Origin of the sequence: Mesorhizobium sp. SP-1A (assembly GCF_032460275.1) — a bacterium.
GTDB lineage: Bacteria > Pseudomonadota > Alphaproteobacteria > Rhizobiales > Rhizobiaceae > Mesorhizobium.
This window is the reverse complement of record NZ_JAVXZD010000001.1, coordinates 45829-71315: the sequence shown is the minus strand read 5'-3', so window position 1 is coordinate 71315 and position 25487 is coordinate 45829. Positions and strand designations below refer to the sequence as shown.

At 65.0% G+C, this 25487-nt stretch carries 21 protein-coding genes; 9 read left to right on the top strand and 12 right to left on the bottom strand.

Annotated features, from left to right (window positions below):
- Positions 1 to 115 precede the first annotated feature (115 nt).
- Positions 116 to 1918, bottom strand: a complete 1803-nt coding sequence (locus tag QU595_RS00310; protein ID WP_315918166.1) for an IlvD/Edd family dehydratase — start codon at positions 1916 to 1918, stop codon at positions 116 to 118.
- A 179-nt stretch (positions 1919 to 2097) separates the two neighbouring features.
- Here QU595_RS00310 and QU595_RS00305 point away from each other — a divergent pair, with 179 nt between their 5' ends.
- Complete coding sequence (locus tag QU595_RS00305; protein ID WP_315918164.1) at positions 2098 to 2553, top strand: carbon monoxide dehydrogenase subunit G; 456 nt, start codon at positions 2098 to 2100, stop codon at positions 2551 to 2553.
- Between the two features lie 2 nt (positions 2554 to 2555).
- Here the strand turns inward: QU595_RS00305 and QU595_RS00300 are convergent, their stop codons facing one another.
- The 3 genes from QU595_RS00300 to QU595_RS00290 all read right to left on the bottom strand — a co-directional run bounded on the left by QU595_RS00300 (position 2556) and on the right by QU595_RS00290 (position 5450).
- The gene (locus QU595_RS00300) at positions 2556 to 3722 is read right to left on the bottom strand and encodes an Mrp/NBP35 family ATP-binding protein (RefSeq protein ID WP_315918163.1); all 1167 of its coding nucleotides are present in this window, start codon (positions 3720 to 3722) and stop codon (positions 2556 to 2558) included.
- Between the two features lie 69 nt (positions 3723 to 3791).
- A complete protein-coding gene (locus tag QU595_RS00295) occupies positions 3792 to 4799 on the bottom strand; it encodes an inorganic phosphate transporter (RefSeq protein WP_315918162.1) in 1008 nt (335 codons plus the stop codon).
- Between the two features lie 9 nt (positions 4800 to 4808).
- The gene (locus tag QU595_RS00290; protein ID WP_315918161.1) at positions 4809 to 5450 is read right to left on the bottom strand and encodes a DUF47 domain-containing protein; all 642 of its coding nucleotides are present in this window, start codon (positions 5448 to 5450) and stop codon (positions 4809 to 4811) included.
- A gap of 213 nt (positions 5451 to 5663) precedes the next feature.
- Here QU595_RS00290 and QU595_RS00285 point away from each other — a divergent pair, with 213 nt between their 5' ends.
- The 6 genes from QU595_RS00285 to QU595_RS00260 all read left to right on the top strand — a co-directional run bounded on the left by QU595_RS00285 (position 5664) and on the right by QU595_RS00260 (position 12749).
- Complete coding sequence (locus QU595_RS00285) at positions 5664 to 6563, top strand: LysR family transcriptional regulator (RefSeq protein ID WP_315918159.1); 900 nt, start codon at positions 5664 to 5666, stop codon at positions 6561 to 6563.
- A gap of 149 nt (positions 6564 to 6712) precedes the next feature.
- Complete coding sequence (locus QU595_RS00280; RefSeq protein ID WP_315918158.1) at positions 6713 to 7192, top strand: formate dehydrogenase subunit gamma; 480 nt, start codon at positions 6713 to 6715, stop codon at positions 7190 to 7192.
- The gene (locus QU595_RS00275; protein ID WP_315918156.1) at positions 7189 to 8745 is read left to right on the top strand and encodes an NADH-quinone oxidoreductase subunit NuoF; all 1557 of its coding nucleotides are present in this window, start codon (positions 7189 to 7191) and stop codon (positions 8743 to 8745) included. Before QU595_RS00280 ends, QU595_RS00275 begins: the two co-directional genes overlap by 4 nt.
- A gap of 9 nt (positions 8746 to 8754) precedes the next feature.
- The gene (gene fdhF, locus QU595_RS00270; protein ID WP_315918155.1) at positions 8755 to 11628 is read left to right on the top strand and encodes a formate dehydrogenase subunit alpha; all 2874 of its coding nucleotides are present in this window, start codon (positions 8755 to 8757) and stop codon (positions 11626 to 11628) included.
- Between the two features lie 16 nt (positions 11629 to 11644).
- Complete coding sequence (gene fdhD, locus QU595_RS00265; protein WP_315918153.1) at positions 11645 to 12472, top strand: formate dehydrogenase accessory sulfurtransferase FdhD; 828 nt, start codon at positions 11645 to 11647, stop codon at positions 12470 to 12472.
- Complete coding sequence (locus QU595_RS00260; protein ID WP_315918151.1) at positions 12462 to 12749, top strand: formate dehydrogenase subunit delta; 288 nt, start codon at positions 12462 to 12464, stop codon at positions 12747 to 12749. Before fdhD ends, QU595_RS00260 begins: the two co-directional genes overlap by 11 nt.
- Positions 12750 to 12758: 9 nt before the next feature.
- Here the strand turns inward: QU595_RS00260 and QU595_RS00255 are convergent, their stop codons facing one another.
- From QU595_RS00255 to QU595_RS00220, 8 genes are all read right to left on the bottom strand, one after another.
- Positions 12759 to 13244: an ester cyclase gene (locus QU595_RS00255; RefSeq protein ID WP_315918149.1), complete on the bottom strand. Its 486-nt coding sequence runs from the start codon at positions 13242 to 13244 to the stop codon at positions 12759 to 12761.
- A gap of 271 nt (positions 13245 to 13515) precedes the next feature.
- The gene (locus tag QU595_RS00250) at positions 13516 to 14943 is read right to left on the bottom strand and encodes a gamma-aminobutyraldehyde dehydrogenase (protein ID WP_315918148.1); all 1428 of its coding nucleotides are present in this window, start codon (positions 14941 to 14943) and stop codon (positions 13516 to 13518) included.
- Between the two features lie 13 nt (positions 14944 to 14956).
- Positions 14957 to 15772, bottom strand: coding sequence for an ABC transporter permease (locus QU595_RS00245; RefSeq protein ID WP_315918146.1), 816 nt, complete (start codon positions 15770 to 15772; stop codon positions 14957 to 14959).
- A gap of 203 nt (positions 15773 to 15975) precedes the next feature.
- Complete coding sequence (locus QU595_RS00240) at positions 15976 to 16881, bottom strand: ABC transporter permease (RefSeq protein WP_315920624.1); 906 nt, start codon at positions 16879 to 16881, stop codon at positions 15976 to 15978.
- Between the two features lie 124 nt (positions 16882 to 17005).
- Entirely contained in the window at positions 17006 to 18004 is a 999-nt protein-coding gene (locus QU595_RS00235; protein ID WP_315918144.1) for an ABC transporter ATP-binding protein, read from the bottom strand.
- A 221-nt stretch (positions 18005 to 18225) separates the two neighbouring features.
- Entirely contained in the window at positions 18226 to 19386 is a 1161-nt protein-coding gene (locus tag QU595_RS00230) for an ABC transporter substrate-binding protein (RefSeq protein ID WP_315918142.1), read from the bottom strand.
- A 122-nt stretch (positions 19387 to 19508) separates the two neighbouring features.
- The gene (locus QU595_RS00225) at positions 19509 to 20420 is read right to left on the bottom strand and encodes a LysR substrate-binding domain-containing protein (RefSeq protein WP_315918141.1); all 912 of its coding nucleotides are present in this window, start codon (positions 20418 to 20420) and stop codon (positions 19509 to 19511) included.
- A 39-nt stretch (positions 20421 to 20459) separates the two neighbouring features.
- A complete protein-coding gene (locus QU595_RS00220) occupies positions 20460 to 21035 on the bottom strand; it encodes a TetR/AcrR family transcriptional regulator (RefSeq protein ID WP_315918139.1) in 576 nt (191 codons plus the stop codon).
- 146 nt (positions 21036 to 21181) lie between these two features.
- Between QU595_RS00220 and QU595_RS00215 the strand changes: the two genes are divergently transcribed.
- Entirely contained in the window at positions 21182 to 22363 is a 1182-nt protein-coding gene (locus tag QU595_RS00215) for an efflux RND transporter periplasmic adaptor subunit (RefSeq protein ID WP_315918137.1), read from the top strand.
- On the top strand, positions 22360 to 25452 hold the full coding sequence (locus tag QU595_RS00210) for an efflux RND transporter permease subunit (RefSeq protein ID WP_315918135.1): 3093 nt from the start codon (positions 22360 to 22362) through the stop codon (positions 25450 to 25452). The genes QU595_RS00215 and QU595_RS00210 overlap by 4 nt, the downstream gene beginning before the upstream one ends.
- The last annotated feature ends 35 nt before the right edge of the window (positions 25453 to 25487 follow it).

The window sequence follows — 25487 nt, the reverse complement described above, 5'->3', positions numbered from 1 at the left end:
TCGTCCTCTCCACTTTACAATGGCAGAGGAGACGCGGCAGGCGGCCGGAATATTCCATGGGCGGCGGAAAAAATTTCGAGCGGCGGCCGCCAGCCCCGTTTCGAATGTCCCGTTTTCAGTGGTTGTCGCGCGGCAGACCGCTGGTGTGGGCGACATCCTGATATTTGACCGCCGGTTTCAGCACCATGCCCTCCGAGAACTGGTCGACCATGGCGCGCTGGATTTCCTGCCACGGCGTCTGGTGCTTCGGATAGCGATAGCCGCCATCGGCTTCGAGTGCGGCCCGCCGCGTGGCAAGCTCCTCGTCCGAAATCAGGATGTCGGCCGTGCCCTTGCGAAGATCGATGCGCACCCTGTCGCCCGGCCTGAGCAGCGCCAGCCCGCCGCCGACGGCGGCCTCCGGCGAGGCGTTGAGGATCGACGGCGTGCCCGACGTGCCCGACTGGCGGCCGTCGCCGACGCAGGGCAGCGAGTGGATGCCCTTCTTGATGAGGTAGGCGGGCGGCTGCATGTTCACCACCTCGGCGCCGCCGGGATAGCCGACAGGCCCGGCGCCGCGCATGAACAGGATGGTGTGTTCGTCGATGCCTTCGGCCGGGTCGTCGATGCGGGCGTGATAATCCTCCGGTCCGTCGAACACGGCGGCCCTGCCCTCAAAGGCGTCGGGATCGGCCGGGTTCGACAGGTAGCGGTCGCGAAACTCCTTCGAGATCACGCTGGTTTTCATGATGGCCGAATCGAACAAGTTGCCCTTGAGGTTGAGGAAGCCGGCTTCCTTCATCATCGGGGCGGACACCGGACGGATGACCTTTTCGTCCAGGTTCTGCGCCCCGGCGCAGTTCTCGGCCATAGTCCTGCCGTTGACCGTGCGGACTTCGGGATGCGGCAGGAGACCCGCCTTAAGCAGTTCCGCGACCACGGCGGGAACGCCGCCGGCATGGTGGTAGTCCTCGCCGAGATATTCGCCCGCCGGCTGCAGATTGACCAGCAACGGGATCTTGTGGCCGACGGCCTGCCAGTCGTCATTGTCGAGCTCGACGCCGAGATGGCGGGCGATGGCGTTGAGATGGATGGGCGCATTGGTGGAGCCGCCGATGGCCGAATTGACGACGATGGCGTTTTCGAACGCCTGCCGCGTCATGATGTCGGACGGCTTCAGGTCCTCGTAGACCATCTCCACGATACGGCGGCCGGTCTCGTAGGAGATCTGGCCGCGCTCGCGATAGGGCGCGGGAATGGCGGCGGAACCGGGAAGCTGCATGCCCAGCGCCTCGGCCAGGCTGTTCATGGTGGTGGCCGTGCCCATGGTGTTGCAATAGCCGACCGAAGGCGCCGAGGAAGCGACGATCTCCATGAACTCGTCATAGTCGATCTCCCCGGCCGCCAGGCGCTGGCGCGATTCCCACACGATGGTGCCGGAGCCGGTGCGCTTGCCCTTGTGCCAGCCGTTCAGCATCGGCCCGACCGATAGCGCTATGGCCGGGATGTTGACGGTTGCCGCCGCCATCAGAAGGGCCGGCGTGGTCTTGTCGCAGCCAATGGTCAGCACCACGCCGTCGATCGGATAGCCATAGAGCACCTCTACCAGCGACAGATAGGCGAGATTGCGGTCGAGCGAGGCGGTGGGGCGCTTGCCGGTCTCCTGGATGGGATGGCAGGGAAACTCGAACGGAATGCCGCCCGCCGCCTCGATGCCGGCGCGCACGCGCTTGGCCAGTTCGAGATGGTGGCGGTTGCAGGGCGACAGGTCCGAGCCGGTCTGGGCGATGCCGATCAACGGCTTGCCCGACTGTAATTCGGCGCGCGTCAGGCCGAAATTCAGATAGCGCTCCAGATAGAGCGCCGTCATGCCCGGATTGTCGGGATTGTCGAACCATTCCTGCGAGCGGAACTTTTTCCGGGTGGGCGCGCCTGCCATGGGAGTCTCCGTATTTGTAAGACAAATCGATATGGCAACGAACGCCGGCAGGCAAGGGGCTGCACGCTCGCCGCCTGACGCCGCCGTGCGGTCGTCCCGTCGCCCCGCACTTTGGTGCGATAGACAGGAGCCGGCACTAAGGCTACGCCTTATCCCGTTGCAAAGGGAGGTTTTTCGCAATGGCCCTGGTGATCGAAGGCGAGGAGCGCATCGCCGCGCCCATCCGCAAGGTTTGGGAAGCGCTGAACGACCCCGACGTGCTCAAGGAAAGCATTCCCGGCTGCCAGAGCCTGGAGAAGAAGTCGGACACGGAACTGGGCGCCACCGTGGTGCTGAAGATCGGCCCGATCAAGGCGACCTTTCAGGGCGAGGTCACGCTGACCAACCTCAACCCGCCGCATTCCTACACCATCCAGGGCGAGGGCAAGGGCGGCATTGCGGGATTTGCCAAGGGCGGCGCCGACGTGACGCTCACCGAAGACGGCGCGGACGCGACCGTGCTGAAATATGCGGCCAAGGCCGATGTCGGCGGCAAGATCGCGCAACTCGGCAGCAGGCTGATCGATTCCACCTCGCGCAAGCTGGCAGGGCAGTTCTTTTCCACCTTCGGCGAGAAGGTGGGGGCGGACGCCTAAGCCTACTCGAACACGATGGTCGGCGCGGAACCCTCGGCGCCGGCCTTTTCCTCCTGCAGGCGCTGCCACACCCTGCCGGCGATGTCGCGGTAGATCTTCGCTTCGACCCCGTCCGGCTTGGCGGCGACCACCGGGTGCCCTCCGTCCGAGCTTTCGCGGATGCCCATTTCCAGCGGCACTTCGCCCAGGAAGGCGACGCCGAGTCGCTCGGCCTCCTTCTTCGCGCCGCCATGGCCGAAGATGTCGTAGCGCTTGCCGGTATCGGGAGCGATGAAATAGCTCATGTTCTCGACGATGCCGAGCAGCGGCACGTCCACCTTCCTGAACATGTTGAGGCCCTTGCGGGCATCGATCAGGGCCAGGTCCTGCGGCGTCGACACGATGATGGCGCCGGCCAGCGGCACCTGCTGGGCCATGGTGAGCTGGGCGTCGCCCGTGCCGGGCGGCATGTCGACCACCAGCACGTCGAGCGGGCCCCATTCGACCTCGCGCAGCATCTGTGTCAGCGCCGAGACCACCATCGGCCCGCGCCAGATCATCGGCGTCTCCTCGTCCACGAGGAAGCCCATCGACATGACCTTGAGCCCGTAGTTTTCCATCGGCTTGAGGATCCTGCCGTCCGCGGTCTGCGGCCGGCCGCGAATGCCGAGCAGGCGCGGAACGGAAGGGCCGTAGATGTCGGCATCGAGGAGGCCGACCTTGAGGCCGATCGCGGCGAGCCCCAGCGCGATGTTGACGGCGGTCGTCGACTTGCCGACCCCGCCCTTGCCCGATGCCACCGCCACGATGGCCTCGATGCCCGGCACGCCACGCTTGCCGGGCTGCTGGCCGGCCGGCGCCTGCTGGCGCGCCGGGGCCGCCGGGGCCGATGTTGCGGGACGCGGGGCCGGGCGCGGCGGCGCGTTTTCCATGCCGCCGCCCTTCTTTTCCGCGGTCAGCGCCACCATGGCGCTCGCCACCCCGGGAATGGCCTTGACCACGCGCTCGGCGGCGGCCCGCAGCGGCTCCATCTCCTTGGCGCGGGCAGCAGGCACGGTAATGGAGAAGAAGACCTTCGAATCCGCGATGAAGATGTCGGAGACCAGGCCGAGATCGACGATATTGCCGCTGAAATCCGGCCCGGTGACCGTCCGCAGGCGATCGATGACGGCTTCCTTGGTCACGGACATGGCTTTTCCTTCAGGTTGGCTACGGCTGAGATAGTGCAAATCCGCGGCCGCTCCAAGCGCCGGCGGCGCTCACCCGCCGATCAGCGACACGATGACATAGGTGAGCGCGGAGATCGCGGCTGTCGCCGGAAGCGTCACCACCCAGGCGACGACGATGTTTCCGGCGATGCCCCAGCGCACGGCCGAGACGCGCCGCGCCGCGCCGACACCGATGATGGCGCCGGTTATGGTGTGGGTGGTGGACACCGGAATGCCGAGCCAGGTCGCGCCGAACAGGGTGAGCGCGCCGCCCGTCTCGGCACAGAAGCCCTGCATGGGATTCAGCCGCGTGATCTTGGAGCCCATGGTGTGGACGATGCGCCAGCCGCCGAACAGCGTGCCGAGCGCCAGCGCAGACTGGCAGGTCAGCACGACCCAGAGCGGTACGTAGAACTTGTCGCCCAGCATGCCCTGCGAATAGAGCAGCACCGCGATGATGCCCATGGTCTTCTGGGCGTCGTTGCCGCCATGGCCGAGCGAATAGAGCGAGGCGGAGAAGAACTGCAGCACGCGGAACTTGTTGTCGACGGCGAAAGGCGTCTGCCGCACGAACAGCCACGAAACCAGGAGCACCAGAAGCAGGGCCAGCAGGAAGCCCGCCAGGGGCGACAGCACAATGGCGGAGGTGGTCTTGAGCAGGCCGGACCAGACGATCGCGCCGCTGCCGGCCTTGGCCACGCCGGCGCCGACCAGTCCGCCGATCAGCGCGTGGGACGAGCTGGACGGGATGCCGAGCGCCCAGGTGAGGATGTTCCAGACGATCGCGCCGGCAAGAGCCGAGAAGACCACCGCCGGCGTGACTGTGTCGGCGTCGATGATGCCCGTGCCCAGCGTGTTCGCCACATGCAGGCCGAAGAACAGGAAGGCGATGAAATTGAAGAAGGCCGCCCAGAACACCGCATATTGCGGCCGCAGCACCCGCGTCGAGACGATGGTGGCGATGGAATTGGCCGCATCGTGCAGGCCGTTCAGGAAATCGAAGAACAGCGCGACCGCAATCAGGCCGACCAGCAGGGGAAAGGCGAGGGTCGCGTCCATCGGTTGCGATCAAACGTTCTCGATGACGATGCCGCTGATTTCGTTGGCGACGTCCTCGAAGCGGTCCACCACCTTTTCGAGCTGGCCATAGATCTCGGAGCCGATCATGTAGGCCATGGCGTCGCCGCGGCCGTGGCGGCGGAACAGATCCTTCAGCCCCTGCTCGTGCAGATCGTCCGCGCGGCCCTCCACGCGCATGACCTGCTCGGTCAAGGCGGTCAGCCGCGGCGCGTTGGCGCCGACCTTGTTGAGCAGCGGGATGGCCTCGGCGACCAGCCGCGCCGCTTCGACGATGACCGTGCCCATTTCGCGCATCAACGGGTCGAACTCGGTCTTCTCGAACAGCTTCACCGTCTTGACGGTCTTGTGCATCATGTCGATGGCGTCGTCCATCGACTGGATCAGGTCCTTGATGTCGCCGCGGTCGAAGGGCGTGATGAAGGAACGCCGCACCGCCAGCAGCACCTCCGCCGTGATCGCGTCGGCCTCGTTCTCGAGTTCGACGATCCTGCTGCAATTGCCTTCGACGTCCTCGCCGGCCAGCAGCCGTTGCAAGGCCTCGGCACCGGCGACGACGGTGCGCGAATGACGGTCGAAAAGGTCGAAGAAGCGGTCTTCCCGTGGAAGCAGCGCCCGAAACCAGCTCAGCATGTCCGCCCTTTCGTCGCCGTGATCCTGTTCAGCGGGTGTCTCCACATAGCGCTACGCGGCGTCGCGGGAAACCGTTCACCGACGAAAAATGTGGATATATGGCGAGAGCACGCGACCTGCGGCGCAGCCGCGGAACGCTTCCAACCGGCGCTGAACCGCTCTAAGACATGCCGGGCCGGCGCAGTCGGCGGAAGCCGGCAAGAAGCGAAAAGCATGATCGACAAGCTGGAATTCTTCATCGCACTGGCCCGCGAAGAGCATTTCGGCCGCGCAGCCGAGGTGTGCAGGGTGACGCAGCCGACGCTGTCGGCCGGCATCAAGCAGCTGGAAGACCAGCTCGGCGTGATGCTGGTCAAGCGCGGTTCACGCTTTCAAGGCCTGACTGCGGAAGGCGTGCAGGTCCTGGCCTGGGCGCGGCGCATCGTCGGCGACGCGCGCACCATGAAGGAGGAGATGCGCGCCGCCCGCCACGGACTGTCCGGCCATATCCGCATCGCCGCCATCCCGACCGCGCTGGCCATGGTGCCGCGGCTGACCACGCCGTTCCGCGAGAAACATCCCGGCGTGACCTTCTCGGTCCTGTCCCGGACCTCGATCGAGGTGCTGTCCCTGCTCGGCAATTTCGAGATAGACGCCGGCATCACCTATCTCGACAATGAGCCGCTCGGGCGCGTCGCCAGCGTTCCGCTCTACGAGGAACGCTACCAGCTCATCACCTCGACCGGAAATCCCTACGCGGACCGCGACAAGGTGACCTGGGCCGAAGTGAGCCGGCTGCCGCTGTGCCTGCTCACCCCCGACATGCAGAACCGGCGAATCATCGACCAGCACCTGGCCGAAGCGGGCGCGCAGGTTCGTCCCACGCTGGAGAGCAATTCGATGATCGTGCTGTTCTCCCATATCCGGACCGGCAAATGGTCCTCGATCATGCCGCTCAACCTGACCGAGACCTTCGGGTTCGCCGAGCCGATCCACGCGATCCCCATCGTCGATCCGGACGCCAGCCACGTGGTCGGGCTGGTTGCCGCGCCGCGCACGCCGCAGACCCCCCTGGTTTCGGCGCTGCTGGATGAGGCGACGACGCTGGCGAACGCTTTCCGCTCCCGGAAATAATCTATAATTTTCCCAGTAGTTAGAAGTTTTCACCGACAGTTGATAGATATTTTCTATCACCTCACGGAAAGCCGATATTGATCGGCCTGAATTTCTCTGTTTGGATAATGGCTTAAGCGAAACATCGCTTCCGATAGGGAGGGCGCTGCATGAGTGGGCAGCACGCAAGTACCGAAGTCGCGACCCGCGCGGCCGCCATCGTCCAGGACATGAAAAAGCTCGAAGGCCCGCTGTTGCCGATCCTGCATGAGATCCAGGAGGAGTTCGGCTACGTGCCGCAGGAGGCGCTGCCGGCGATCGCCGCCGGCCTGAACCTGTCGCGGGCGGAGGTCCACGGCGTGGTGAGCTTCTACCACGACTTCCGCCGCGAGCCCGCCGGGCGCCACGTCCTCAAGGTCTGCCAGGCCGAATCCTGCCAGGCCATGGGTTCGGACGCGGTCGCCGCCAGGCTGAAGCAGCTGCTCGGCATCGATTTCCACCAAACCACCCCCGACGGCGCGGTCACGATGGAACCGGTCTACTGCCTCGGCCTGTGTTCCTGCTCGCCTGCCGCGATGCTGGACGGCGAGGTGATCGGCCGGCTGGACGCCGACAAGATTGACGAAATTGCAGCGGAGGTCCGCTCGTGAAACCCCGCATCTATGTTCCGGACGATTCAGGCGCCCTTTCCCTGGGGGCCGAGAAGGTGGCCAAGGCGATCGAGCGGGAACTGGCCGAACGCGGCCTCGAGGCGCAGATCGTCCGCAACGGCTCGCGCGGCGCCTTTTTTCTCGAGCCGATGGTCGAGATCGAAACCGCCGAAGGCCGCATGGCGTATGGTCCGGTGAGGCCGGCCGATGTCAAGAGCCTGTTCGACAACGGCTTCCTCTCCGGCGGAGAGCACAGGCTGCGGCTCGGCGCCCCGGACGAAATTCCGTTCCTGGCCGCGCAGACCCGGCTGACCTTCGCGCGCTGCGGCGTCATCGACCCCGTGTCGCTCGAAGACTATGAGCGCCACGGCGGCCTTGCCGGCCTGCGCAAGGCCATCGCCATGGCGCCGGCGGACATCGTCGCCCAGGTGACGGAATCGGGCCTGCGCGGACGCGGCGGCGCCGGGTTTCCCACCGGCATCAAATGGAAGACCGTCCACGACACGGCTGCCGACCAGAAATACATCGTCTGCAACGCCGACGAAGGCGACTCCGCTACTTTCGCCGACCGCATGATCATGGAAGGCGACCCCTTCGTGCTGATCGAGGGCATGGCGATCGCGGGCGTCGCCACGGGCGCGACCAAAGGCTTCGTCTATGTCCGCTCGGAATATCCGCACGCGATCGACAAGATGAACAGGGCCGTGCAGGTGGCCCGCAAGGGCGGCATGCTCGGCAAGAGCGTGCTGGGATCGACCCACGCCTTCGACATGGAAATCCGCGCCGGCGCCGGCGCCTATGTGTGCGGCGAGGAAACCTCGCTGCTGAACTCGCTCGAAGGCAAGCGCGGCGTGGTACGCGCCAAGCCGCCGCTGCCCGCGATCCAGGGCCTGTTCGGCAAGCCCACCGTCATCAACAATGTGATCTCGCTGGCGTCCGTGCCGATCATCATGGACAGGGGCGCGGCCTACTACAAGGATTTCGGCCTGGGCCGCTCGCGCGGCACCATTCCGATCCAGATCGCCGGCAATGTGAAGCGCCCCGGCCTCTACGAGATCGCCTTCGGCCTGACGCTCGGCGAGATCGTGGACCAGATCGGCGGCGGCACCGCGTCCGGCCGGCCGGTGAAGGCGGTGCAGGTGGGCGGTCCGCTCGGCGCCTATTTCCCGCGCGCGCTGTTCGACACGCCCTTCGACTACGAGGCCTTCGCAGCCAAGGACGGGCTGATCGGCCATGCCGGCATCACCGTCTTCGACGAGAGCGCCGACATGATGAAGATGGCCCGTTTCGCCATGGAATTCTGCGCCGTCGAAAGCTGCGGCAAGTGCACGCCCTGCCGCATCGGCTCGACCCGCGGCGTCGAGACGCTCGACAGGGTCGCCAAGGGGATCGAAGCGGAGAAGAACCTCGCTCTGGTCGCCGACCTCTGCAACACCATGAAGTTCGGGTCCCTCTGCGCGCTCGGCGGCTTCACGCCCTATCCGGTGATGAGCGCGATCACCCACTTCCCCGAGGATTTCAAACCGGCGCCGGTCGCCGTCGCAGCGGAATAGGAGACGAAAATGGGTCTCGTACAGGAAATCGACTACGGCACTCCCGCCTCCCGCGCCGAAAAGCAGGTCACGCTGACCATCGACGGCTTCGAGGTGACAGTGCCGGAAGGCACGTCGGTCATGCGCGCCTCGATGGAGGCCGGCATCCAGGTGCCGAAGCTTTGCGCCACCGACATGGTCGACGCGTTCGGCTCATGCCGCCTCTGCCTGGTGGAGATCGAGGGCCGGGCCGGAACGCCCGCCTCCTGCACCACGCCCGTGGCGCCCGGCATGGTGGTCCACACCCAGACGGGCCGCCTCAAGGACATCCGCAAGGGCGTTATGGAGCTTTACATCTCCGACCACCCGCTGGACTGTCTGACCTGCGCCGCCAACGGCGACTGCGAACTGCAGGACATGGCCGGGGCCGTGGGCCTGCGCGACGTGCGTTACGGCTACGAAGGCGACAACCACGTCCGCGCCAAGAACGACGGCGTCGAAAACTTCAAGTGGATGCCGAAGGACGAGTCGAACCCCTATTTCACCTACGATCCGTCGAAGTGCATCGTCTGCTCGCGCTGCGTGCGCGCCTGCGAAGAGGTGCAGGGCACCTTCGCGCTCACGATCGAGGGCCGCGGTTTCGACAGTCGCGTCTCGCCGGGCGCGCACGAACTGTTCCTCGACAGCGAATGCGTGTCCTGCGGGGCCTGCGTGCAGGCCTGCCCGACCGCGACGCTGACGGAAAAGTCGGTCATCCAGATCGGCCAGCCGGAACATTCCGTCGTCACCACCTGCGCCTATTGCGGCGTCGGCTGCTCGTTCAAGGCCGAAATGCGCGGCGAGGAACTGGTCCGCATGGTGCCTTGGAAGGACGGCAAGGCCAATCGCGGCCATAGCTGCGTCAAAGGCCGCTTCGCCTACGGCTACGCCACCCACAGGGATCGCATTCTCAAGCCGATGATCCGCGAGAAGATCACCGATCCGTGGCGCGAGGTCTCCTGGGAAGAGGCGCTGACCCATACCGCCAACGAGTTCCGCCGCATCCAGTATCAATATGGCCGTGGAGCGGTGGGCGGCATCACTTCTTCGCGCTGCACCAACGAGGAAACCTATCTCGTCCAGAAACTGGTGCGCCAGGGCTTCGGCAACAACAATGTCGACACCTGCGCGCGCGTGTGCCATTCGCCCACCGGCTACGGCCTCGGCCAGACCTTCGGCACCTCTGCCGGCACGCAGGATTTCGATTCGGTCGAATATTCCGACGTGATCGTGGTCATCGGCGCCAACCCGGCGTCCGCTCACCCGGTGTTCGCCTCGCGCATGAAGAAGCGCATCCGGCAGGGCGCCAAGCTGATCGTGATCGATCCGCGCCGCACCGAGATGGTGAAGTCCGCGCATATCGACGCCGCCTATCATCTGGCCCTGAAGCCGGGCACCAATGTCGCGATCATGACGGCGCTCGCGCATGTCATCGTCACCGAAGGGCTCTATGACGAGGCCTTCATCCGCGAACGCTGCGACTGGTCGGAATTCGAGGACTGGGCCTCCTTCGTGGCCGAGCCGCAGCATTCGCCGGAAGAGGTCGAGAAGCTGTCAGGGGTTCCGGCCGAAACGATCCGCGGCGCAGCCCGCCTTTACGCGCGCGGCGGCAACGGCGCGATCTACTACGGCCTCGGCGTGACCGAGCACAGCCAGGGCTCCACGACGGTCATGGCCATCGCCAATCTCGCAATGGCCACCGGCAATATCGGCCGGCAGGGCGTCGGCGTAAATCCGCTGCGCGGCCAGAACAATGTGCAAGGTTCCTGCGACATGGGCTCGTTCCCGCACGAACTGCCGGGCTACCGCCACATTTCCGGCGACGCCGTGCGCGAGATCTATGAAAGCCTGTGGGGCGTGAAGCTCGACGACGAACCGGGACTGCGCATTCCCAACATGCTCGACGCCGCCGTCGACGGGTCCTTCAAGGGACTTTACGTGCAGGGCGAGGACATTCTTCAGTCCGATCCCGACACGAAGCATGTCGCGGCCGGTCTGGCGGCAATGGAATGCGTGGTGGTCCAGGATCTGTTCCTGAACGAGACGGCAAACTATGCCCACGTCTTTCTGCCGGGCTCGACCTTCCTGGAGAAGGACGGCACCTTCACCAATGCCGAGCGCCGGATCAACCGCGTGCGCCGGGTCATGACCCCGAAGAACGGCTACGCGGATTGGGAAGTGACGCAGTTGCTCGCCCAGGCCATGGGCCTCGACTGGAACTATGCGCATCCGTCCGAGATCATGGACGAGATCGCCAAGACCACGCCGAGCTTTGCCAGCGTCTCCTACGACTATCTCGACAAGATGGGCTCGGTGCAGTGGCCCTGCAACGAAAAGGCGCCGGAAGGCACGCCGATCATGCATATCGGCGGCTTCGTACGCGGCAAGGGCAAGTTCATCCGCACCGAATATGTGGCCACCGACGAGAAGACCGGGCCACGCTTCCCGCTGCTGCTCACCACCGGGCGCATTCTCAGCCAGTACAATGTCGGCGCGCAGACGCGTCGCACGGAAAACGTCGCGTGGCATGCCGAGGACCTGCTGGAGATCCATCCGCACGATGCCGAACAACGCGGCATCCGCGACGGTGACTGGGTGCGCCTGAAGAGCCGTTCGGGCGAGACGACGCTGCGCGCGCTGATCACCGATCGCGTGGCGGCCGGCGTGGTCTACACCACCTTCCACCACCCCGACACGCAGGCCAACGTGGTGACCACCGACTTCTCGGACTGGGCCACCAACTGCCCCGAATACAAGGTCACCGCCGTGCAGGTGTCGCCGTCCAACGGCCCGACCGACTGGCAGACCGAATACAACGAGCAGGCCCGCAACAGCCGGCGGATTTCCCTGGAAGCCGCGGAATAGGGAAGGCCCGTCCACGATGTCAGATCGCCCCGCCGTCACATCCACCCTGCGTCTCGCGCGCCGCGCCGACGGCACCGCGTCGGCCGTCCGCCTGGTCCCGGAGGAGGCGCCCGTCGCCTTCTCCTATGCCGGAACGACGCATGCGGTGATGATGGCGAGCCCGGCCGATTTCGAGGACTTCGCGCTCGGTTTCTCGCTGACGGAAGGCATCGTTGGCAGTCCTGACGAGATCGAGGACATCGTGGTCCAGGACCTCGGCGCCGGCTTCGATATCCAGATCAGGCTGAGGGACCGCGCCAATACACGTTTCGAAGCAAGGCGGCGCCGGCTCGCCGGGCCGGTCGGATGCGGCCTTTGCGGCATCGAATCGATCGAGGAAGCGATGCGCTCGGTGGACGCGGTCGGCGCCTCGAAGCTTTCCTTCACGGCCGACGACGTCACGCTGGCCGTCAAGCTGCTTTCGAAGATGCAGCCGTTCCACTCCGAAACCGGCGCCGTGCACGCCGCCGGCTTCTACGTGCCCGGCAAGGGCGTCGTTGCCGCGCGCGAGGATGTCGGCCGGCATAACGCGCTGGACAAGCTGGCGGGCGCGCTGGCGCGCGACGGCATCGACGGTTCCAGCGGCGCCGTAGTCATCACCAGCCGGGTCTCGGTGGAAATGGTGCAGAAAGCGGCGGCGATCGGCGCGTCTGCCATCTTTGCTGTATCGGCGCCGACCGCGCTTGCGGTGCGCACGGCCGATGCGGCCGGCATGACACTCGTGGCGCTTGTGCGCGGCGAGGATTTCGATGTTTTTTCCCACCCGGACCGGGTGATTTGCGAGGATACCAGGCATGTCGCATGACGAGGATCACGTCCTGTCCACCAGCGAGAAGCTGGTGATGATGGCCAACCAGATCGCGACCTTCTTCCTTTCCCAGCCGCACGATGAAGCCGCGGCGGGGGTGGCCAACCACATCAACAAGTTCTGGGAGCCGCGGATGCGGCGCCAGTTTTTCGAAATGATCGACGCCGGCGGCAAGGGCTTCAAGCCGCTGGTCATCGAAGCCGCCTCCAGGATCAGGCGCCCCGCGCCGGAAGAGAGGCCGGCGGCGGCGCGTGCCTCAGCCGCCGCGCACTGACGGGGAAGATCACATAAGCCCGAGCTGCTTGTAGAAACCGAGAGCGTCGTAATAGTCGCTCTGGGTAGCGATCTTGCCGTCCTTCACGGAAAACATCGACGCGCCGTTGAAGGAAAACTTCTTGCCGGTGGCCTTCGTGCCGTCAGCCCAGGCGCCGGTGTTGGTGCCGGAAAAGACCCATTCGAAGGACACCCGATCGCCCTGCACGACGGGGTCGCCCCTCATCTTCCAGACGGCATCCGGAACGGCGTTGAGAAAATTGTCGATGACGCCCGTCTTGGCGGCGTCCTTGCCCGTCACCGGCGTTCCGACCGAGGCATCGTAATAGGTCACGTCGTCGGCGAAATAGCCGGCGGCCTTGGCCGAATCATGTGCATTCCAGGCGGCCAGATAAGCTTTCACGACCGATTGGGCGCTGTCTTCGGCAAATGATGGCGTCACGGCCAAAAGTGCCGGCACGGCGGTAGCGATGGCAAGAAACTGACGACGTTGCATGGGTTCCTCCCTCGGTTCATGCGTCGATGCAGATGGGCTTCCATTGTCGGACGGGCTGGCCGAGCAGTGCGGACTTCGGCCATTCCGGAACCGCCCGGCGGGGACCGCTGCCTCCGCCAGCTCCCGCCGCGCGCTGGCCTGCCTTGATGCCACCGGCATCAAGGTTTCTCTGTGCGCTCGAAGCCGGCGGGCCGGCCCTCCGCTTCGGCTCCGGGCGTTCGTTGTTCGAAAAGCCCATTCCGGACTTTTCGTCCGCTACGCGGACCACTCCTCACCCATGCGCGATCATGACGTGCCGGACGGCCGTGTAGTCCTCCAGCGCATAGACCGACATGTCCTTGCCGTAACCGGACTGCTTCAGCCCGCCATGCGGCATCTCGTTGGTCAGCATGAAGTGCGTGTTGATCCAGGTGCAGCCATATTGCAGGCGCGCGGCGGTGGCCATGGCGCGCGAGACGTCCTTCGTCCACACCGAGGAGGCAAGCCCATAGTCGCTGTCGTTGGCCCAGGCGACGGCCTCGTCCACGTCGGAAAAGCGGGTGACGGAAACCACCGGCCCGAACACCTCGCGCCGCACGATCTCATCCTCCTGGAGAGCGTCGGCGATCACGGTCGGCTGGTAGTAGAAGCCGTTGCCGTCGCCCGGCTTGCCGCCGGTGGTGATCTTGATGTGCTTCAGCTCCGAGGCGCGCTCCACGAAGCTCGACACCCGGTCGCGCTGCCGCCTGGAGATGAGCGGCCCGATCTCGTTTTCGGTATCGTCCGGGCGGTTGTACTTGATGGTGGAGACCGCCGAGGTCAGGTCCGCCACCAGCTTGTCGTAGATCTTGCCGCCGGCATAGATGCGGCAGGCGGCGGTGCAGTCCTGCCCGGCATTATAGTAGCCGAAAGCGCGCAGGCCGGCGACGACGGCATCCAGATCGGCATCGTCAAACACGATGACCGGCGCCTTGCCGCCGAGTTCCAGATGCGTGCGCTTGACCGACTTGGCGGCCGCCTGCAGCACCTTCTTGCCGGTGGCGACATCGCCGGTGATGGAGATCATGTTGACCTTGGGATGGTTGATCAGCGGGCTGCCGACACTCTCGCCGCGCCCGAGCACTACGTTGACCACGCCTTCCGGCAGCACATCGGCCAGAATGCGGGCGAGCTTCAGCGCCGTCAGCGGCGTCTGCTCGGACGGCTTGAAGACCACCGTGTTGCCGCCGGCGATGGCCGGCGCCAGCTTCCAGGCCATCATCATCAGCGGATAGTTCCACGGTGCTATGGAGGCGACGATCCCGACCGGGTCGCGCCGCACCATCGAGGTGTGGCCCGGCAGGTACTCGCCCGCCACCTGGCCGGGCATGGAACGCACCGCACCGGCGAAGAAGCGGTAGCAGTCGACGATGGCCGGGATCTCGTCGTTCAGCACGGCGTTGATCGGCTTGCCGCAGTTCAACGCCTCCAGCCGGGCAAATTCTTCCGCCTCGGCCTCGATGCGGTCGGCGATCCTGAGCAAATAGCCTGAACGCTGCGCCGGCGTGGTGCGCGACCATGTGGCGAAGGCCTTTTCGGCGGCATCCACTGCCGCATCGATCTGTGCGGAACTGGCTTCGGGCAGGTCGAGGATGGTTTCGCCGGTCCTTGGATTGAGGATCGGCTCCGCGGTTTCGGTACCCGTCTCGAACTTCGAGCCGATCAGCATCTGGGTGTCCATGAGAAGTCTCCCTTTATTTGCCCGAGCCGGCGATCTGGTCGCCGTCGCGGGTGAGGTAATAGGCGGCAAGGATGGGCAGCAGCGTCACCAGCACCACGACCATGGCCACGACATTGGTGACGGGACGCTGGCGCGGGCGGATCAGTTCCTCCAGCATCCAGATCGGCAGCGTCTGCTGTTGCCCGGCGGTGAAGGTGGTGACGATGACCTCGTCGAAGGACAGGGCGAAGGCCAGCATGCCGCCCGCCAGCAGCGCGGTGGCGATGTTGGGCAGCACGCAATAGCGGAAGGTCTGGAACCCGTCAGCCCCGAGATCGTAGGACGCCTCGATCAGCGAACCGGAGGTGCGGCGGAAGCGGGCCACCGCATTGTTGTAGACCACCACCACGCAGAAGGTGGCGTGGCCGAGCACGATCGTCCAGAACGAGAACGGAATGTCCGTCAGCGCGAAGGCCGAGCGCAGCGCGATGCCGGTGATGATGCCGGGCAGCGCGATGGGCAGGATGACCAGAAGCGAGATGGCCTCGCGGCCGAAGAACTTCGTGCGCGACACGGCGGCCGCGCACAGCGTGCCGAGGATCAGCGCGATCAGCGTCGAGACGGCCGCCACCTGCACGGACAGCGACAGGGCCTTCCACACGTCCGGCCGGTTCCAGGTCACGGCGAACCAGTCGAGGGTGAGGCCGGGCGGCGGCCACTGGTAGCTCTTCTCCTCGCTGGTGAAGGCGTAGACGAAGATGATGAGGATCGGCAGGTGCAGGAAGAGCAAGCCGCAGGCGGCGGCGATCTTCAAGCCCAGCGGTGCGGATTGCGAACGGTCAGAGCGCATGGTTCGCTCCTTCGACGTTGAAATCGACCCCCACTCCGGTTTGCTGCGCAAACCACCTCTCACCCGATCGACGGGGGAGAGGAAAAGCCGGCCGCTCGCCTCGCGCCCTTCCTTTCCCACAGGCAGGGGGAGCGGTGTCGAGCGCAGCGAGACGGAGTGGGGGTGCATTCCCGGTTTTGGCGAAGCCTGAAACATGCCCGACATCAGAGCGCATCGAAAGCTCCCAGACGCTTGGCGCCCCACAGGTAGAAGCCCATGATGACGATGGGCACGACCGTGAAGGCGGCGGCGAGCGGAATGTTGCCGGCCGTGCCCTGCTGGGCATAGACGGCCTGGCCGATGAACAGGCGCGAGGTGCCGATGATCTGCGGTATGATGTAGTCGCCGAGCGTCAGCGAGAAGGTGAAGATCGAGCCGGCGACGATGCCGGGCAGAGCCAGCGGAAACAGCACGTTGCGGAAGGTCTGGCCCGGCGATGCGCCGAGATCGGACGACGCCTCGACCAGGTTGCCCGGCACCCGCTCCAGCGCGGCCTGCACCGGCAGGATCATGAAGGGCAGCCAGACATAGACGAAGACGATGAAGGTTCCGGTGAAGGAGAGCGACAGCGAATTGCCCCCGACGTAGGGAAGCGACAGCCACGCGTCGAGCAGCCAGGAGAGATGGAACTTGTCGAGCACCCAGGTGAGGATGCCTTCCTTGGCCAGGATCAGCTTCCAGGCATAGATCTTGACCAGATAGCTGGACCACAGCGGCAGCATGACGGCAAGATAGAACAGCGCCTTCCAACGGCCGCGCGCATAGCGGGCCGCATAATAGGCGATGGGGAAAGCGACGATGGCGGCGGCGACCGTCACCAGCGCGGCCATGGTGATCGTGCGGACGATGATGTCGAGATTGGCCGCCTGGAACAGGTCGGCATAGGTCCTGAGCGTGAACTGGCGATTGATGAGGCCGGAAAACTCGTCGATCGAAAAGAAGCTCTGCAACAGGAGCGCGATGAGCGAGCCGATATAGACGATGCCCAGCCAAAGTACCGGAGGCAGGAGCATCAGTAGGAGCAGAAGCTTCGGCTTGCGCCAGAACACGTCGGACAGCGCGCCGCGCATGCCGCCCGAGGACGGCAGGATAGCGCGCCTATGGTCGTTGAGAGCGGCGCTCGTCATGACGCGACGCCCCCTTTCGCCTTGCCGGCCATTTCCCCCTCAAGGAGGGCGATCGAAAAACCGTCCATCATCCCGCGTCCTCCATCAGGTGCAGCTGGTCGCGGTTGAAGGTGAGCCTCACCTCTTGTCCTTCGGCGGGCAAATGGACACCGGCTGGGGCCATGGCATGCAGGCGCAATCCTTCGGCATCCAGCAGCAGGCGGGTGGTGGCACCGAGATAATTGGTGGAGATCAGGCGTGCGGAAACGCCATCGCCGGAGCCGGCGGAGCCGATGCGGATGGCTTCGGGCCGCAGGCTGCCCCAGCGGCGCTGGCCTGCATAGCGCTGGACGAAATCCGGCGGCAGCACGTTGGAGGAGCCGACGAAATCGGCAACGAAGCGGGTAGCGGGACGCTCGTAGATTTCCTGCGGCGTGCCCACCTGCATGATGCGCCCGTCGTTGAAGACGGCGACGCGGTCGGCCATCGACAGCGCCTCGCCCTGGTCGTGGGTGACGAAGACGAAGGTGATGCCGAGCGATTTCTGCAGCGACTTCAGCTCCTCCTGCATGTTCTCGCGCAGCTTGAGATCGAGCGCGCCGAGCGGCTCGTCCAGCAGAAGCACCCTGGGCTGGTTGACCAGCGCGCGGGCGAGCGCGACTCGCTGGCGCTGGCCACCGGAAAGCTGGCTGGGGCGGCGCACGCCATAGTCCGGCAGACGGACCAGCGCCAATGCCTGTTCGGCGGCCCGGTAGCGTTCGGACTTGGCCACGCCCTTGACCATCAAACCGTAGGCGACATTGTCGAGCACGCTGAGATGCGGAAACAGCGCATAGTCCTGGAAGACGGTGTTGACGTTGCGCCGGTAGGGCGGCACGCCCTCGGCGCGCTCGCCGAATATGGACACGGAACCGGAGGTCGGCTGCTCGAAGCCGGCGATCAGGCGCAGGCAGGTCGTCTTGCCGGAGCCGGAGGGGCCCAGCATGGCGAAGAATTCGCCCGGCGCGATATCGAGATCGACCGCGTCGACGGCTTTCACCGCACCGAAATGGCGGGACACTTGTCTGAAGGAGACGGCTGTGGTCATAGGTTCAATTTCCGCCGGATATGGTCTTGTCGAAGTGCAAGCGCGGGCGCGCAACCTGGCCTTCCCCGTGCGTAGGGAAGGCGAACACCCGAGCGAAGCGCAGGCCGGGAAGCGGTTTGGGTACGGCAACCGCGGAATACCTTGCCCCGCGTCCCGATTTTTCGCTTCGCTTCAATTGCTCCGCCACCCTTCCCCAAAGAGGAGGGGCAAGCGGTGAACTCTCAGCGTCCGCCGATAACGGCGATGTAGTCGGACACCCAGCGGTAGTAGGGCACGCACTGGTCGCCCTGCGTGGCGCATTTGGACACCGGGGTCTTCCAGAACTTGACCTTGTCGAAGTCCTCGAAGCCGTTGGTCTTGCAGCCCTCGTCCGTCAGCAGCGCATTGCCCTTACAGGCGGCCGGAACGGCGGGGTTGGAGCCGAACCAGGCAGCGAGGTCGCCTTGCAGCTTGGGCGAAAGGGAGTGCTCCAGCCACATGTAGGCGCAGTTCGGATGCGGGCTGTCGACATGGAGCATGGTGGTGTCGGCCCAGCCGGTGACGCCTTCTTGCGGGATGGTGGAGGCGACGGGCTGCTTCTCGCTGGCCAGCAGATTGACCTGAAAGGGCCAAGAGCCGGAAGCGACGACGCCCTCGTTCTTGAAGTCGTCCACCTGGATCATGGCGTCGTGCCAGTAGCGGCCGACCAGCGTGCGCTGCACGCGCAACAGGTCGAGCGCGGCCTTGTACTGGTCCTCGTTCAGCTCGTACGGATCCTTGATGCCAAGCTCGGGCTTGTGGAACATCAGATAGTTGGCGGCGTCGGCGATATGGATCGGGCCGTCATAGGCCTGGACGCGACCCTTGTTGGGCTTGCCGTCGGGCAGGTCCATGGGCTCGAACACCACGTTCCAGCTCTTCGGCGCTTCCTTGAACACCTTCGTGTTGTACATCAGCACGTTCGGCCCCCACTGATAGGGCACGCCGTAGTGCACGCCGTTGACGGTGAACCAGGGCGCGTCCTGCAGCCGCTTGTCGACGGTCTTCCAGCTCGGGATAAGGTCGGTGTTGATCGGCTGGACACGCTTGCCGGCGACCATGCGCAGCGAGGAATCGCCCGAGGCGGTGACGAGGTCGAAGCCGCCCTCGTTCATCAACGCGACCATCTCGTCCGAGGTCGCGGCGGTCTTGACCGTCACCTTGCAGCCGGTCTGCTTCTCAAAATCCGTGACCCAGTCGTAATTCTTGTCGCTCTCGCCACGCTCGATATAGCCCGGCCAGGCGACGATCGAGAGCGCGCCCTCGCCCTTGCCCAATTCCTTGAGCGCCTCCTGCGCGACGGCCTGTCCGGCAAAGGTCAGCGCGACGGTCAAAGCGGTACAGGATTTCAGGAATGCATTCATGGTTTCCTCCTCCACCAAGGACCGCCCCTGCTGCGATCCGTTGCCTGGACTGAAGGTGTCGCGAAAAAGCCGCTTTCGCAAATTCATTTGTCAGAAAGTCGATATCGGTTTTTCCGATAGCTTTATTGCCGCTGGCGGATTGTCCGCTGCGACTGGGCGATGCCGATGAAATCGCGCGCGGCCTGTGGCAGGCCGGAGCCGCGGCGCCAGACCATGCCGACCTGCACGACCGGCAGCGAGCCGGAGACGTCGCGCGACTCGATACGATCGCCTTCGAGCGACCACGGCCGGTAGACAAGATCGGGCAGCAGCGCCACGCCGGCGCCGGTGGCGACGAGGCTGCGCACCGCCTCCACCGAGCGCGTCCGGAACGCGATGTGCGGCTTGGCGCCGATCGCCGACAACAGCCGGCCGGTGTTCTCCTCGATCTCGTCGACGGTCAGCATGATCAGCGGCTCGGTGGCGATGTCGCCGATGCTGATGATGTCCGCACCGGAGAGGGCGTGGCCGAGCGGCATCCAGAGGCGATAGGCGGAAACTTCGAGGATTTCGGATTGCAAGGCGGTGCGGTCGCGCAGGTTGGAGGTGACCATGACGGCCACGTCCAGCTTGCCGCCGATCAGGAGATGCTCAAGATAGTCGCCATTGTCCTCGATGGCCGAGATCTCGACACCGGGATAGGCGCGGCGGTAGCGGGCGAGCAGGTCGGACAGCACATAGCCAGCGACCAGCGAGGTGACGCCCAGCTGCAGCCTGCCCCTGACCATTTCCTGGCCGATATGGAAGGTCCGGCGCGCATCCGAAACATCGGCCAGGATCTTGGTGGCATGGCGCAGGAACTGATGGCCCTTATGGGTGACGTTCAAGCCGCGCGGATGGCGGTCGAACAGTTCGACGCCGAGATCGCTTTCCAGATCCTTGATCGCCTCGGTCACCGACGATTGCGAAATGGAAAGCGTTTGCGCGGCGCGCGACACCGAGCCCTGTTCAGCCGCGGCGACGAAGAACTGCAACTGCCTGATGGTGAAAGCCATGTTTCGACTAAACGCCGTCGCGACGGCCGTTGGAAGGGGTCACTTGGACAGCCTGCAGGGCCGCATCGGCGGAACCGGCCCGGTCTCAACGATCTCCAGCAGCGAGGACGTCAGCATCTCGCGCTCCCGTTCCGAAAGCAGATCGAAATCGAACAGGTTCAGGCTGCGCATGCCCTCGATGGCGAGATAGGCGACCAGCAGCGCGTTGAGGTCCGGCGTTTCGGCCTTCAGACGGTCGAAGAGCTGCCGGCGGAAACTCTTGATCGGCGCCAGGAAATCAGGATCCTCCGCCACCGCCGAAAATATCCAGGAGGCAGAAGGATGCGTTTTTTCGCATTCCCTGGTCGAGAGGCGGATATAGATGGCCAGCAGGCTTTCCTTGCTGTTGGCAGCGCTCTCGACTTCGAGCGCATGCTCGAATTCCTTCAGGTAGTTCTCCACCAGGGCCTGCATCAGCTTGGCCTTGGTTGGAAAATTGTAGAGCAGCCCGCCCTTGGAGACTCCCGCCCGATTTGCTACTGCGTCAAGCGACAGGTTGCCGGGTCCATTTTCGCGAGCCACCGCGGCAGCAGCTGTCAGTATCTTTTCGCGAGAATTGGTTCTTGGGGTCTTCATCGGGCCTCTCGATTGAAGTTTTAGCGTATCCACAATTGACAAGACCGTCTAGACGGTACAGTAAAACCGCTCGATTTAAGCCGGCACGCGTCGTTTTGGAGAACGACCGGGCATTTGGACCCGTATAGCCGCAAGAGGACCCGCCCGTGATCAAGCGCTTCATCATAGCAATCATCCTGCTCGTTCTGATCTGCGGGGGGATCGTCGGCTTCAACATGTTCCGCGACAAGGCGATCCAGCAATATTTCGCCAACATGCCGGTTGTGCCGCTCACCGTGTCCACGGTGAAGGTCGAGCCCGTCACATGGACGCCCGGCATCGAGGCCATCGGCACCGTTTCGGCCTCGCAAGGCGTGAGCCTGACCGTCGAGACCACCGGCGTGGTCAAGGAGATCCTGTTCAAGGCCAACGACCGCGTGGAGCAGGGTCAGTTGCTGGTGCGGCTCGACGACGCCGTCGAGCAGGCCGACCTGGCGGCCGCCAAGACCCAGGCCGCTCTCGACGCCATGGCGCTGGAACGCGCGCAGGCACTGCGCAAGAGCGGCGCCGGCACGCAGGTGACGCTCGACGCCGCCAGCGCGGCCGCTTCCTCGTCGAAATCGCAGGTCACGAAGACGCAGGCTTTGGCCGACCAGAAACTGCTCAGGGCGCCGTTCTCCGGCATCGTCGGCATTCCCAAGATCGATCTGGGACAATATCTGGCGCCCGGCAATCCGGTGGTCTCTCTGCAGAACGTCGACACCATGCGGGTCGATTTCACCGTGCCGGAACAGCAGTTCCCTAATCTCAAGATGGGTCAGCCGGTGGCCTTCGGCCTGACGGCGGACGACATGCCCTACAAGGGCTCCATCACCGGCATCGACCCCAGGATCGACCCGTCGAGCCGACTGGTGTCGGTCCGCTCCGAGGTGGTCAATCCCGACGCCAGGCTCACCCCCGGCCAGTTCCTTCAGGTCCGGGTCGAGCAGCCGAAGGAGGACGGCGTCATCGCCGTGCCGCAGACGGCGCTGACCACCAGCCTCTATGGCGACTACGTCTATGTGGTGCGGCCGGCGGAGAAGAAGCCAGCGGCTCCCGCCGCCGGCAAGGACGGCCAGGCAGCCGCTGCCGAGCAGCCCAAGGACAAGGGCCCCGAGCTTGCGGCCTATCAGGTCTTCGTCAAGACGGGCCGCCGCTCCGACGGGCGCATCGAGATCACCGACGGCGTGAAGCCGGGCGAGCAGATCGTCACCGCGGGCCAAAACCGGTTGTCGAACGGCGCGCCGGTCAAGGTCGACAACGCCATCGATCCGTCCAAGCTGGTCGGCAAGGAGAGCGGTTCAAAATGAGTTTCTCCGATATCTTCATCCGACGGCCGGTGCTTTCGACCGTCGTCGCGCTGCTGATCCTGCTCGTCGGCTTCCAGGCCATCTTCAACCTGGCGATCCGGCAATATCCGGAGGTCGAGGAGACGGTCATCACCGTCACCACGGCCTATCCCGGCGCCAGCGCGGACCTGATCCAGGGCTTCATCACCGCCCCGATCGCGCGCGCGGTCTCGACCACCGAAAACATCGACTACGTGACCTCGCAGAGCCGGCCGTCGTCTTCCACCGTGACGGTGCAGATGAAGCTCGGCTCCAACCCGGACGTGGCGCTGACCGAGGTGCTGTCGAAGGTGCAGGGCGTGCGCGGAACGCTGCCGCAGGACGCCAAGGACCCGGTGATCACCAAGGGTACCGGCCAGCAGTTCGCGATGATGTACATCTCGCTGCAGAACCCGAACATGACGCCGGAGCAGCTCACCGAATACATCTCGCGCGTCATCCGGCCGCGCCTGACCACCGTCGAAGGCGTCGCCGACGCCCAGATCCTCGGCGCCGCCGAATATTCGATGCGCGTGTGGGTCGATCCGCAGAAGCTCGCTTCGCGCGGACTGACCGCGGCTGACGTGCTCGCCGCCATCAAGGCCTCGAACTTCCTGTCGGCGCCGGGTTCCACGCAGAACAAGTTCGTCGCCAACTCGATCACGGTGAAGTCCACGCTGCAGTCGGCGGAAGCGTTCGGCGCCATGCCGCTGCGCTCGACCGACGGAAACGTGGTGCGCCTGCGCGACGTCGCGAAGGTCGAGCTGGCCGCCGAGAACACGGACACGCGGGTCACCTTCAACACGCAGCCGGGCATCTTCCTCGGCGTGTTCCCGACGCCGTCGGCGAACCCGCTGACCACGGCCTCGGCGATCCACAAGGAACTGCCCAACATCCAGGCCACCCTGCCGCAGGGCATGAAGATGGTCATCGTCTACGATTCGACCGAGCAGATCGGCGCGTCGATCGACGAGGTGTTCAAGACCATCGCCGAAGCCGTGGCCATCGTCATGGTCGTGATCCTGCTGTTCCTGGGCTCGTTCCGCTCGGTGGCAATGCCGATCATCACCATCCCGCTGTCGCTGATCGGCGTGTGCTTCATCCTCTATGCGGTCGGCTATTCGATCAATCTCCTGTCGCTGCTGGCCATGGTCCTGGCCATCGGCCTGGTCGTGGACGATGCCATCGTGGTGGTGGAGAACGTCCACCGCCATATCGAGGAAGGCCTTTCGCCCATGCAGGCGGCCTTCGTCGGCATGAAGGAAATCGCGGGACCGGTCGTGGCCATGACGATCACCCTGGCCGCCGTGTTCGCGCCGCTCGCCTTCACCGGCGGCCTGACCGGCGCGCTGTTCCGCGAGTTCGCCATGACGCTCGCCGGCTCGGTCATCATCTCGGGCTTCGTGGCGCTGACGGTCACGCCGATGATGTCGGCGCGGCTGCTGAAATCCGGCCACAACAGCGGTTTCGCGGCCTTCGTCGACAGGACCTTCGAGCGCCTGACCAACCGCTACGAGCGGCTGGTCACCGGCTCCCTGAAGTATCGGCCGGTCACGCTGCTGATCGTCATCGCGCTGGTCAGCGTCACCGGCTTCATGTTCACGAAGACATCGAGCGAACTGGCGCCGGAAGAAGATCAGGGCTTCCTGCTCTCGATCGTCAACGCGCCGCGCTACGCCACGTCGGATTACACCAACACCTATGTCGAGCAGATCCTGAAACTGACCAAGGACCTGCCCGAACTGAGGGCGATGTTCTCCATCGTCGCGCCCAGCACGGGCCAGACGGACATGGCGTTCATCGGCTGGGCGTTCAAGGACTGGGCCGAGCGCAGCCGCTCGCAGAAGGAGTTGCAGGCCGACCTGCAGAACCGGATCGGAGCCGTGGCGGGCGTGCAGTCCTTCGTGTTCGCGCCGCCCACCCTGCCGGGCTCCGGCGGCGGACTGCCGATCTCGATGGTGATCCGCACCACCGGCGATCCCGACAAGGTCTACGAGGTGGCGGAGCAGATCAAGCAGAAGGCGCAAGCCTCCGGCCGCTTCATCATCGTGCAGAACTCGATGTCCTTCGACGCGCCGCAGGTGACGGTCACCATCGACCGCGATCGCGCGGCCGCGCTCGATCTGCCCATCTCCGACATCGGCAACACGCTGGGCCTTCTGGTCGGCGGTGGCGAAATCGCGCAGTTCGACCGCGATTCCAACAGCTACGACATCATCATGCAGGTGCCGCAGGAGTATCGCGACAACCCGCAGAGGCTGGGAGAATATTTCGTCCGCAACAGCACGACGGGCCAGATGGTGCCGCTGTCGTCGGTGGTGCATATCGCCACCAACGCCTCGCCGGTGGCCATCGAGCAGTTCAACCAGCTCAACTCGGCGACCATCTCGGCCCTGCCCCTGCCGGGCGTGACCACGGGCACCGGCCTGCAGACCATCGAAGACATCGCGCAATCGGTGATGCCGAGCGGCTTCTTCGTGGACTATTCCGGCCAGTCCCGGCTCGAGAAGGAACAGGGCAGCACCATCCTGATCGCCTTCGCGGCGGCCGTCGTCGTCATCTACCTGGTGCTGGCGGCGCAGTTCGAGAGCTTCCGTGACCCGCTCATCATCATGATGTCGGTGCCGCTGTCGATCTTCGGCGCCGTGGTGCCGCTGAACCTCGGGCTCGGCACGCTCAACATCTACACGCAGGTGGGCCTCATCACGCTCATCGGCCTCATCACCAAGCACGGTATCCTTCTGGTGGAATTCGCCAACCAGCAGCGGGAACTGCATGGCATGTCCAAGGTCGATGCCATCATCGCGTCGGCCAAGGTGCGCCTGCGGCCGATCCTGATGACCACCGCGGCCATGGCGCTGGGCGTGGTGCCGCTGATCCTGGCCCAGGGCGCAGGTGCCGCCGCGCGCTACTCGATGGGCCTGGTGATCTTCTCGGGCATCCTCATCGGCACCATGTTCACGCTGTTCGTCGTGCCGATGTTCTACACCTTCCTGGCGCATAACGAGCACAAGCGCGCGGCGGAAGAGGCCGCGCCAGCCGAAACCGAAGTCGCGCCCCAGCACGGGTGACGGCACAGCGCGCAGAAAAAACAAAAGCGGCGGAG

Excerpts from the sequence above, each read along its gene's own strand:
- QU595_RS00230 (WP_315918142.1), bottom strand. The coding sequence starts at position 19,386 with ATGAATGCATTCCTGAAATCCTGTACCGCTTTGACCGTCGCGCTGACC.
- fdhD (WP_315918153.1), top strand. The coding sequence starts at position 11,645 with ATGTCAGATCGCCCCGCCGTCACATCCACCCTGCGTCTCGCGCGCCGC.
- QU595_RS00250 (WP_315918148.1), bottom strand. The coding sequence starts at position 14,943 with ATGGACACCCAGATGCTGATCGGCTCGAAGTTCGAGACGGGTACCGAA.
- QU595_RS00285 (WP_315918159.1), top strand. The coding sequence starts at position 5,664 with ATGATCGACAAGCTGGAATTCTTCATCGCACTGGCCCGCGAAGAGCAT.
- QU595_RS00210 (WP_315918135.1), top strand. The coding sequence starts at position 22,360 with ATGAGTTTCTCCGATATCTTCATCCGACGGCCGGTGCTTTCGACCGTC.
- QU595_RS00220 (WP_315918139.1), bottom strand. The coding sequence starts at position 21,035 with ATGAAGACCCCAAGAACCAATTCTCGCGAAAAGATACTGACAGCTGCT.
- QU595_RS00235 (WP_315918144.1), bottom strand. The coding sequence starts at position 18,004 with ATGACCACAGCCGTCTCCTTCAGACAAGTGTCCCGCCATTTCGGTGCG.
- QU595_RS00310 (WP_315918166.1), bottom strand. The coding sequence starts at position 1,918 with ATGGCAGGCGCGCCCACCCGGAAAAAGTTCCGCTCGCAGGAATGGTTC.
- QU595_RS00255 (WP_315918149.1), bottom strand. The coding sequence starts at position 13,244 with ATGCAACGTCGTCAGTTTCTTGCCATCGCTACCGCCGTGCCGGCACTT.
- QU595_RS00300 (WP_315918163.1), bottom strand. The coding sequence starts at position 3,722 with ATGTCCGTGACCAAGGAAGCCGTCATCGATCGCCTGCGGACGGTCACC.
- QU595_RS00290 (WP_315918161.1), bottom strand. The coding sequence starts at position 5,450 with ATGCTGAGCTGGTTTCGGGCGCTGCTTCCACGGGAAGACCGCTTCTTC.
- QU595_RS00260 (WP_315918151.1), top strand. The coding sequence starts at position 12,462 with ATGTCGCATGACGAGGATCACGTCCTGTCCACCAGCGAGAAGCTGGTG.
- QU595_RS00225 (WP_315918141.1), bottom strand. The coding sequence starts at position 20,420 with ATGGCTTTCACCATCAGGCAGTTGCAGTTCTTCGTCGCCGCGGCTGAA.
- QU595_RS00295 (WP_315918162.1), bottom strand. The coding sequence starts at position 4,799 with ATGGACGCGACCCTCGCCTTTCCCCTGCTGGTCGGCCTGATTGCGGTC.
- fdhF (WP_315918155.1), top strand. The coding sequence starts at position 8,755 with ATGGGTCTCGTACAGGAAATCGACTACGGCACTCCCGCCTCCCGCGCC.
- QU595_RS00280 (WP_315918158.1), top strand. The coding sequence starts at position 6,713 with ATGAGTGGGCAGCACGCAAGTACCGAAGTCGCGACCCGCGCGGCCGCC.
- QU595_RS00305 (WP_315918164.1), top strand. The coding sequence starts at position 2,098 with ATGGCCCTGGTGATCGAAGGCGAGGAGCGCATCGCCGCGCCCATCCGC.
- QU595_RS00245 (WP_315918146.1), bottom strand. The coding sequence starts at position 15,772 with ATGCGCTCTGACCGTTCGCAATCCGCACCGCTGGGCTTGAAGATCGCC.
- QU595_RS00240 (WP_315920624.1), bottom strand. The coding sequence starts at position 16,881 with ATGCGCGGCGCGCTGTCCGACGTGTTCTGGCGCAAGCCGAAGCTTCTG.